At 57.7% G+C, this 9,072-nt stretch carries 7 protein-coding genes; 5 read left to right on the top strand and 2 right to left on the bottom strand.

Annotation, left to right across the window (positions count from 1 at the left end; all coding sequences use genetic code 11):
* Positions 1–420 precede the first annotated feature (420 nt).
* On the top strand, positions 421–2,598 hold the full coding sequence (locus tag PMI31_RS17555) for a malate synthase G (protein WP_008019537.1): 2,178 nt from the start codon (positions 421–423) through the stop codon (positions 2,596–2,598).
* 74 nt (positions 2,599–2,672) lie between these two features.
* On the opposite strand, the gene PMI31_RS17550 is transcribed toward PMI31_RS17555, so the two are convergent.
* Together PMI31_RS17550 and PMI31_RS17545 are read right to left on the bottom strand one after the other, a co-directional pair.
* Complete coding sequence (locus PMI31_RS17550; protein ID WP_008019536.1) at positions 2,673–3,584, bottom strand: EamA family transporter; 912 nt, start codon at positions 3,582–3,584, stop codon at positions 2,673–2,675.
* Positions 3,585–3,949: 365 nt separating this feature from the next.
* Positions 3,950–4,408, bottom strand: a complete 459-nt coding sequence (locus PMI31_RS17545) for a response regulator (protein ID WP_008019535.1) — start codon at positions 4,406–4,408, stop codon at positions 3,950–3,952.
* Between the two features lie 256 nt (positions 4,409–4,664).
* Here PMI31_RS17545 and PMI31_RS17540 point away from each other — a divergent pair, with 256 nt between their 5' ends.
* From PMI31_RS17540 to PMI31_RS17525, 4 genes are all read left to right on the top strand, one after another.
* Complete coding sequence (locus tag PMI31_RS17540; protein WP_043302462.1) at positions 4,665–6,605, top strand: putative nucleotidyltransferase substrate binding domain-containing protein; 1,941 nt, start codon at positions 4,665–4,667, stop codon at positions 6,603–6,605.
* The gene (locus PMI31_RS17535; protein WP_008019533.1) at positions 6,602–7,309 is read left to right on the top strand and encodes a 3'-5' exonuclease; all 708 of its coding nucleotides are present in this window, start codon (positions 6,602–6,604) and stop codon (positions 7,307–7,309) included. Before PMI31_RS17540 ends, PMI31_RS17535 begins: the two co-directional genes overlap by 4 nt.
* Before the next feature lie 226 nt (positions 7,310–7,535).
* Entirely contained in the window at positions 7,536–8,054 is a 519-nt protein-coding gene (locus PMI31_RS17530; RefSeq protein WP_043302455.1) for an RNA polymerase sigma factor, read from the top strand.
* Positions 8,051–9,025 (top strand): FecR domain-containing protein, encoded by a 975-nt coding sequence (locus tag PMI31_RS17525; protein ID WP_008019531.1) that lies wholly within the window; start codon positions 8,051–8,053, stop codon positions 9,023–9,025. The genes PMI31_RS17530 and PMI31_RS17525 overlap by 4 nt, the downstream gene beginning before the upstream one ends.
* The last annotated feature ends 47 nt before the right edge of the window (positions 9,026–9,072 follow it).

The raw sequence follows: 9,072 nt of genomic DNA, 5'->3' as shown, positions 1-9,072 counted from the left end.
GGAGCCGGCTTGCCGGCGATCCGATACACCGCCGAGCTAATGCCAACCAACAAATCGTGTACAACTTTTGATATTTAACTGGAACAATCCAATGGTTTTTTGAGAACATCACAATCCCCGACGTGACCGCAATGCGTCATGGGGTCGCAGAACGACGTAATTAGTCTAATTTTCACAACCGCAATTCATCATGTAGTATGCCGCAGCGCGCACTACATAATGTTGGATCGATGTCTGCCGCAGGCACGTTCGCAACCCTGAAAGCCCTGTCAGCAAGGCCCCAAGCCGTTGATTGGTCCCAACCCAGCCGCCTGTCATGGGCATGTACTGGTAGAGGGGTTTGTGGTTTAAATGGCCAAAGGCTTCATTGTTAAATTGAAGAGCTGAAAAGCGAAATAGCTGAGCAGAGTGAGGCAAGCAATGACTGAACACGTTCAAGTCGGTGGCCTGCAGGTCGCCAAAGTCCTGTTCGACTTCGTGAACAACGAAGCCATTCCCGGAACCGGCCTCACCGCCGATCAGTTCTGGGCCGGTGCCGACAAGGTCATCCATGACCTGGCGCCGAAGAACAAAGCCCTACTCGCCAAACGCGATGATTTCCAGGCTCGTATCGATGGCTGGCACCAATCCCGTGCCAACCAACCGCACGACGCCGTGGCCTATAAAGCCTTCCTGCAAGACATCGGTTATCTGCTGCCAGAAGCGGCCGATTTCCAGGCGACGACGCAAAACGTCGATGACGAAATCGCCCGCATGGCCGGCCCGCAACTCGTGGTGCCGGTGATGAACGCCCGCTTTGCGCTCAACGCCTCGAACGCCCGCTGGGGTTCGCTGTATGACGCGCTCTACGGCACCGACGCCATCAGCGAAGCTGACGGCGCGGAAAAAGGCAAAGGCTACAACAAGGTGCGCGGTGACAAGGTCATTGCCTTCGCCCGTGCCTTCCTCGACGAATCGGCGCCTTTGGCGGCCGGTTCCCATGTCGACTCCTCCGGTTACAAGATCGTCGATGGCAAACTGGTGGTCGCCCTTAAAGGCGGCAGCAACACCGGCCTGCGCAACGATGCTCAACTGATCGGCTTCCAGGGCGATGCCGCTGCACCGACCGCGATCCTGCTGAAAAACAATGGCCTGCATTTCGAAATCCAGGTCGACGCCAGCACCCCGGTCGGCCAGACCGACGCAGCCGGCGTCAAAGACATCCTGATGGAAGCCGCGCTGACCACCATCATGGACTGCGAAGACTCGGTTGCCGCCGTCGACGCTGATGACAAGGTGGTGATCTACCGCAACTGGCTCGGCCTGATGAAGGGTGATCTGTCTGAAAACGTCGCCAAGGGCGGTCAGACCTTTACCCGTACCATGAACGCCGACCGCACCTACACCGCTGTCGATGGCAGTGAACTGAGCCTGCACGGTCGTTCGTTGCTGTTCGTGCGTAACGTCGGTCACCTGATGACCATCGATGCAATCCTCGACAAAGATGGCAATGAAGTGCCGGAAGGCATTCTCGACGGCCTGGTGACCTGCCTGTCGGCGATTCACAACCTCAACGGCAACAGCTCGCGCAAGAACAGCCGCACCGGCTCGATCTATATCGTGAAGCCGAAGATGCACGGCCCTGAAGAAGCAGCATTCACCAACGAACTGTTCGGTCGCATCGAAGACGTGCTGGGCCTGCCACGCAACACCCTCAAAGTCGGGATCATGGACGAGGAGCGTCGTACCACGATCAACCTCAAGGCCTGCATCAAGGCGGCGAGCGAGCGCGTGGTGTTCATCAACACCGGTTTCCTCGACCGCACGGGCGATGAAATCCACACCTCCATGGAAGCCGGCCCGATGGTGCGCAAGGCGGACATGAAGGCGGAAAAATGGATCGGCGCCTACGAAAACTCCAACGTCGATATCGGCTTGAGCACTGGCCTGCAAGGTCGTGCGCAGATCGGTAAGGGCATGTGGGCCATGCCTGACCTGATGGCGGCGATGCTCGAACAGAAAATCGCTCACCCACTGGCCGGTGCCAACACCGCCTGGGTACCCTCGCCAACCGCTGCTGCGCTGCACGCGCTGCATTACCACAAGGTTGACGTGTTCGCCCGTCAGGCCGAACTGGCCAAACGTGCGCATGCTTCGGTGGACGACATCCTGACCATCCCGCTGGCAGTGAACCCGCAGTGGACCGCCGAACAGATCAAGAACGAACTGGACAACAACAGCCAGGGCATTCTCGGTTATGTGGTGCGCTGGATCGACCAGGGCGTCGGCTGTTCGAAGGTGCCGGACATCAACGACGTCGGCCTGATGGAAGACCGTGCAACGCTGCGTATTTCCAGCCAGCACATCGCCAACTGGCTGCGCCATGGCATCGTCACCGAAGACCAGGTCATGGAAAGCCTCAAGCGCATGGCGCCGGTGGTTGACCGGCAGAACGCCGGCGACGCACTGTACCGTCCGCTAGCCCCGAACTTCGACAGCAACATCGCCTTCCAGGCGGCGGTCGAACTGGTGGTCGAAGGCACCAAACAGCCGAACGGCTACACCGAGCCGGTCCTGCACCGTCGTCGGCGCGAGTTCAAGGCGAAGAACGGGTTGTAAACCAGCTCTCTCCACAACAATCCCCCGGTTGAAAAACCGGGGGATTGTTGTTTCTTCTTTCTGCAAATGCAGGACTATCTCATGTAACGCAACGCGTTTGCAGCGATGTGGCGGCCTATTCTCGATGCATTCATGAACAAGGCAATTCCAAGGACTGTGATGACGAGAGCAAACAGTTTTTCGCCACCAATGGGTTCGTCGAGTACATACCACGAGGTCAAGATACCCGATATCGGAACAATCACTGACAACGGTGCAACCTGGCTCGCCGGATATTTCTCAATCATTCGGTTCCACACCCAATACCCGAATACCGTCGCCACATAGGCCTGGAACAGGACAGATGCCAGCACTGGAACAGTCATGTCTGTTAGCAACGCCTGGAAAGGGGCTGCCCCCTTGACCCAGTAAGTCATCAGATATAGAGGAGGCGTCGCATACAGACTCGACCAAACAACAAAAGAAAATATATCAACTACTTTGCTTTTCTTGACCAGCACATTGCAGAGACTCCAGAACAATGCGCCGAGCAGTACCAGAACAAGCCCAAAGCTTTCGGCATAACCGTCTGTTACATGAATAATGAACATCAGCCCCAGCAACGCCATGAGAATGCCGGCGACTTGTATGCCCGTCATTTTCTCGCCAAACAGTAATACTCCCCAGATGACCGTGAAAAAAGCACTGAACTGCAAGAGCAAAGATGTCACGCCGGCACTGACGCCAAGAAACATGCCATAGTTCATCATCCAGCACATTCCGACACCAAACAACAAACCGTAGACGATAGTTACAAATGTGCTGACACCCTTCGGTTTCGGGATGAAGAACACCAGCGGCAATGCACAGAAAGTAAAGCGCAACGCTGTCAATATGAACGGATCGATACCGTCAAGACTGATATCAATTACCGTAAAATTGCTGCCCCACATGACTGTCACACCGATGATAAGTACAAGATCGCGAAATCCCATTCTCTTTATCATATCGTCCTCATTGCGATACACACCCACACAACCCGGGAAGAGCAACAACCTGATCTTTGTCAGTGATTTATCTGCGCGAATTATCCGTAGATTGAATACACGACAACCATCAGCATACTCAAACCACTAAAGCCGGAGAGTAAAATTAGCAACTTTGATAGTGCTATGACAGATTTCAGAAAACCAAGAGCAACATTAAACAAATGACCGTATTGATTTTCAAGCAGCGAACGATAACTGAACCACCGAAAAACAAAACAAACTATTTGTGAGTAACTTTTTCGCAGATAAATTAGACAAAATTAATTACAACCCAAACTGACAAAAGCAGCTAAAAATTGTAATTAAAAACCACAGAAGTTTAGTTATGTAATACCCAATTCGCGCTTTACCAAGGTCAGCAGATGACTGGCATCAATCGGCTTGAGCAGAAAGTCCACCACGCTCAAATGCATCGCGGCAATCGCATCCTTCACGTCGGCGTCACCCGAGACAATGATGATCGGCAACGCAGCCCGAACCGACTCACGTATCTGGCGGATCAGATCCAGCCCGTCTACATGGCCCATTCGCAGGTCGGTGATCATTAAACCGATCGAGGGCTTTTTGATCTCTGCCTCAGCCACCAGAATACTGAGCGCCGCTTCAGCACTGGCCGCTTTTTTGCAGCGAATGCCTTCCAACGCGAGGATCTCTGACAGCAGTTCCCGGGCGTCTTTATCGTCGTCGACGATCAGCACCCGTTGCAGCGGCAGGTCAGGTTCCAGCATGACGGCATTGAGCAATTCCCGCTCGGCGTCACTCAAAATATCGTGGTCGGACATGGCGTTCTCTACATGGTCAGTTCAATTCCCTAGCACAGTGGTGAGACATCGCTAAGCAGACCTTCAATGTGCACTTCGTCGGGTACTTTTCCAATAGCAGGATAGAGCGATTTCCATCTCACGTGCGTAAGGTTTTCCCGACATTCCGTCACGCTGATTGCCTACCTAGACTTACGTCCAATGGGCACCCTGACCGTTGGGGCCGACCATGGGTGAGTCATCCGACAACAACAAATCCAAAAAAAAGACTGCGGTAATGGTTATGAGTAAAGCGGACGCCTTCACACAGGCAGGGAAAACCGCGGTGTTGCAGAACATCCAGGGCACGTTGCAATTCCTTCAGCGCTTCCCGCCCTTCAACCAGATGGAACACGCTCACCTGGCGTATCTGGTCGAGCAATGTCAGCTGCGTTTCTACGCCCCCGGCGAGAGCATCATCAAACCCGCCGACGGCCCGGTCGAGCATTTCTATATCGTCAAGCAAGGCCGGGTCGTGGGCGAGCGTCCGCATACGGCAAAAGGTGGCACCGAAACGGTCTTCGAGATCACTACCGGCGAATGTTTCCCCCTCGCGGCATTGCTGGGTGAACGGGCGACCCGCACCGAGCACCTGGCCGGCGAGGACACCTTCTGCCTGCAACTGAACAAGCCGGCGTTCATCCGCTTGTTTTCGCTATCGGATACCTTCCGCAACTTCGCCCTGCGCTGCGTCAGTAGCCTGCTGGATCAGGTCAACCAGCAAGTGCAGCAAAAAGCCGTGGAAACCCTTGGCACCCAATATTCGCTCAATACCCGGCTGGGCGAATTGGCCATGCGCCACCCGGTGACATGCGCACCGCAGACTCCGTTGCGCGAAGCCGTGACGTTGATGCACGAACAACAGGTCGGCAGCATCGTGGTGGTCGATGAACTCAAGGCACCACTGGGGATTTTCACCCTGCGCGACCTGCGTCAGGCCGTGGCCGACGGCAGCAGTGATTTCAACGAAGCCATCGAAAGACACATGACCCGGGCGCCGTTTTTCCTGTCACCGGATCACAGTGCATTCGACGCGGCGATTGCCATGACCGAGCGTCACATAGCCCATGTCTGCCTGGTCAAGGACCAGCGCTTGTGCGGCGTGGTTTCCGAGCGCGATCTGTTTTCCCTGCAACGGGTCGACCTGGTGCACCTGGCCCGCACTATCCGCAATGCGCAGAAGGTGGAAAACCTGGTGGCGCTGCGGGGCGAAATCGGTCAACTGGTCGAGCGCATGCTGGCCCATGGTGCGTCTTCGACGCAGATCACCCACATCATCACTTTGCTCAACGACCACACCGTGTGCCGGGTGATCGAACTGACCCTCGCCGAAAAAGGCGACCCCGGTGTGCCATTCAGCTGGCTGTGTTTCGGCAGTGAAGGCCGCCGCGAGCAGACCCTGCACACCGATCAGGACAACGGCATTCTGTTCGAAGCCAGGGATGCGGCCCATGCCGCCGAGATTCGCGGCAAGTTGTTGCCCATTGCCCAGCAGATCAACCAGAGCCTGGCGCTGTGCGGTTTCACCTTGTGCAAGGGCAATATCATGGCCGGCAACCCGGAGCTGTGCCTGTCCCGGGCCGAATGGGCGCGACGCTTTGCGGCGTTTATCCGCGAGGCTACCCCGGAGAACCTGCTGGGTTCGAGCATCTATTTCGATTTACGCGTGGTCTGGGGCAACGAGCAAGGCTGCGAGCAGCTGCATCGGGGCATTCTCGATCAGGTGGGCGACAACCGTTTGTTCCAGCGCATGATGGCCGAAAATGCGCTGCGCAATCGCCCACCCGTAGGGCGTTTTCGCGAGTTCGTGCTGACGCGTAAAAATGGCGAGAAGGCCAGCCTGGACCTGAAAATCCAGGGCCTGGCACCGTTTGTCGACGGTGCCAGGCTGCTGGCCCTGGCTCACGGTATCGAAGCGAACAACACGCTGGAGCGTTTTCGCCAGTTGGTTGCCAGGGAAGTCATCGACCCCCTGGACGGCGCAGCGTACGAAGAGGCCTATCACTTCATCCAGCAAACCCGCATGCAGCAACATCAATTACAGACCCGGGAGAATTTTCCTTACTCAAACCGGGTCGATCCCGACAGCCTCAATCATCTGGACCGGCGCATCCTGCGTGAGTCCCTGCGCCAGGCACAACGCCTGCAAAGCAGCCTGACGTTGCGGTATCAGTTATGAGCCTGTTTTCCTGGTTGCGCCCGCCGCCGCCCACCCTGCCTGCCCACCTGCAACATCGGCTGGAACGCTTGCCGACTGCTGCCGACTTGGCGCAGTGCAGCCTGCGCGAGCAACGCTGGGTGGTGCTCGATCTGGAAACCACCGGGTTGAACCTGAACAAGGACCGCGTGTTGTCCATCGGCGCTGTGGTGATCGAAGACGGGGCCATCGACTTTCGCCAGCTATTCGAACGCACCCTGCAATATCCGCAAGTAAACCTAGGCCCCAGCGTGTTGATCCACGGTATTGGCCCCAGCGCAATTGCAGCGGGGAGCGACCCGGCAGAAGCGCTGCTCGATCTGATGGAGTACCTCGGTGACAGTCCGGTGCTGGCCTTCCACGCGCCGTTCGACCAGCACATGCTCGGCCGTGCGCTGAAAGATCATCTGGGTTTGAAGTTGCAGCATCCGTTTCTGGACGTGGCGGACATTGCACCGCTGCTGTGCCCCCAGGCGCACATTCGCGAGGCGGGGCTGGACGATTGGATCGACTGGTTCAAACTTGAAGTCTTCGAGCGCCACCACGCCAGCGCCGACGCCCTGGCCACTGCTGAACTGGCGCTGATTCTGTTCAGCCGCGCGCGGCAGCAGCAGATTCATAGCCCGTTGAATTTGCAACAGCGTTTGAGTCAGTGGAAGCGTCGGCAGCAGGCGCCTTCCTTCTGACCTTTAGGCCCCGTCTGTAGGAGCGAGCTTGCTCGCGATGGACGCGAACGGTGACGCGTGCTGTCTGGAAAAATGCGTCGCCTTCAAATTCATCGCGAGCAAGCTCGCTCCTACAAGGGTCGTCGCTAAGTTCCGACCCGACCAACGCCAATTGCTTACCTCCCCCGCCTCTGCCACAATCGCGAACTATTCTCGTTAGTTAATATTTCCCAATCGGTAATGCGGCGTGTCGTCAATCCCAAGCCCTCAAAGTGACCTCGTCGGTGCGTTATATCGCGACCATCGCGGTTGGCTATTGGCCTGGCTTCGACGCAACGTTGCCTGCCCGCAGCGAGCCGAAGACCTGAGCCAGGACACTTTCGTGCGCTTGCTGGGCCGCGAGGAACTGAAGGCCCCACGCGAGCCCCGGGCGTTCCTGGTGGCGATTGCCAAGGGCCTGCTGTTCGATTATTTCCGCCGCGCCGCGCTGGAGCAGGCTTACCTCACCGAGTTGATGCTGGTTCCCGAAGCCGAACAACCGTCGGCGGAAGAACAGCAGATGATCCTCGAAGACCTGAAAAACATCGATCGTTTGCTCGGCAAGCTTTCCAGCAAGGCCCGGGCGGCGTTCCTCTACAACCGTCTCGACGGCCTCGGCCACGCGGAAATCGCCGAGCGCCTCGGGGTGTCGGTGCCGCGGGTGCGCCAGTACCTGACCCAGGGCATTCGCCAGTGCTACATCGCGCTGTATGGTGAGCCGACGTGAATCCGGTCAATTCCAAACCGGTATCGGCCAAGGTGCTGGACGCGGCGATTGCCTGGCAATTGTCCATGGATTCCGCCAACCCGGTGGAGCGAGAAGAGTTCGCCAAGTGGCACGCGGCCCACGAAGAACACGCCCGCGCCTGGCGCCAGTTGGGCATGCTCGACCAGCGTTTCAGCGTGGCCAGCGGCCCTGCTCGCACGGCCCTGCTGCAATCGCGCGAAGGCATTCGTCGACGGGTGCGCAAGCTCGGCAGCGGCGTAGCCAGTATCGTTGCGGTGATTGGCCTGGCACTGTTCGCCGGGGAGCGTTATCTGCCGATCGACTATTGGCTGGCCGACCAGAGCACCGCCATTGGCGAGCAGCGCACCCTGCGCCTGGCTGATGGCACGCTGATCAATCTCAACACCCACAGTGCCCTGGATGTGCGCTTCGATGAGAAGCAGCGACGCATCGTGCTTCAGCAAGGCGAGATCCTGGTGGAGACCGGCCATGGCGATCCCCGGCCGTTCATTGTCGAAACCCGCGAAGGCAGTATGCGTGCGCTGGGTACCCGGTTTCTGGTCAAGCGCGAAGAAGAAGGCACGCGCCTGAGCGTGTTGCAGTCGGCAGTGGCGGTTCATCCGCAATCCATTCCGGACGAACAGATCCTGCGCGAAGGCCAGCAGGTATTGATCCGCAACACCGGCCTGGGCCCGGTTCTGGCCGTCAACCTCGGCGCGGATGCCTGGACCCGCGGCATGCTGGTGGTGGACAACACGCGGCTGGAAGATCTGGTGCATGAAATCGGCCGCTATCGAACCGGTTACGTCGGCGTCGCGCCGGAGGTGGCCGACCTGCGCATCACCGGCAGTTTCCCGCTGCGCGACACCGACCTGGCGCTCAATGCCCTGCTGCCGACCCTGCCGGTGCAGATCGAACAGCACACGCCATGGTGGGTGAAGGTCGTGGCCAAGGCCGACAACAAACCCTGAACAAGCATCCACGCCATTCACTGTAGGAGCTGGCTTGCCAGCGATGA

The sequence above is a fragment of the Pseudomonas sp. GM55 genome (assembly GCF_000282395.1).
Lineage (GTDB): Bacteria > Pseudomonadota > Gammaproteobacteria > Pseudomonadales > Pseudomonadaceae > Aquipseudomonas > Aquipseudomonas fluorescens_CC.
This window is presented reverse-complemented; position numbering and strand designations above follow the sequence as displayed.

Excerpts from the sequence above, each read along its gene's own strand:
- PMI31_RS17540 (WP_043302462.1), top strand. The coding sequence starts at position 4,665 with ATGGTTATGAGTAAAGCGGACGCCTTCACACAGGCAGGGAAAACCGCG.
- PMI31_RS17550 (WP_008019536.1), bottom strand. The coding sequence starts at position 3,584 with ATGATAAAGAGAATGGGATTTCGCGATCTTGTACTTATCATCGGTGTG.
- PMI31_RS17535 (WP_008019533.1), top strand. The coding sequence starts at position 6,602 with ATGAGCCTGTTTTCCTGGTTGCGCCCGCCGCCGCCCACCCTGCCTGCC.
- PMI31_RS17545 (WP_008019535.1), bottom strand. The coding sequence starts at position 4,408 with ATGTCCGACCACGATATTTTGAGTGACGCCGAGCGGGAATTGCTCAAT.
- PMI31_RS17555 (WP_008019537.1), top strand. The coding sequence starts at position 421 with ATGACTGAACACGTTCAAGTCGGTGGCCTGCAGGTCGCCAAAGTCCTG.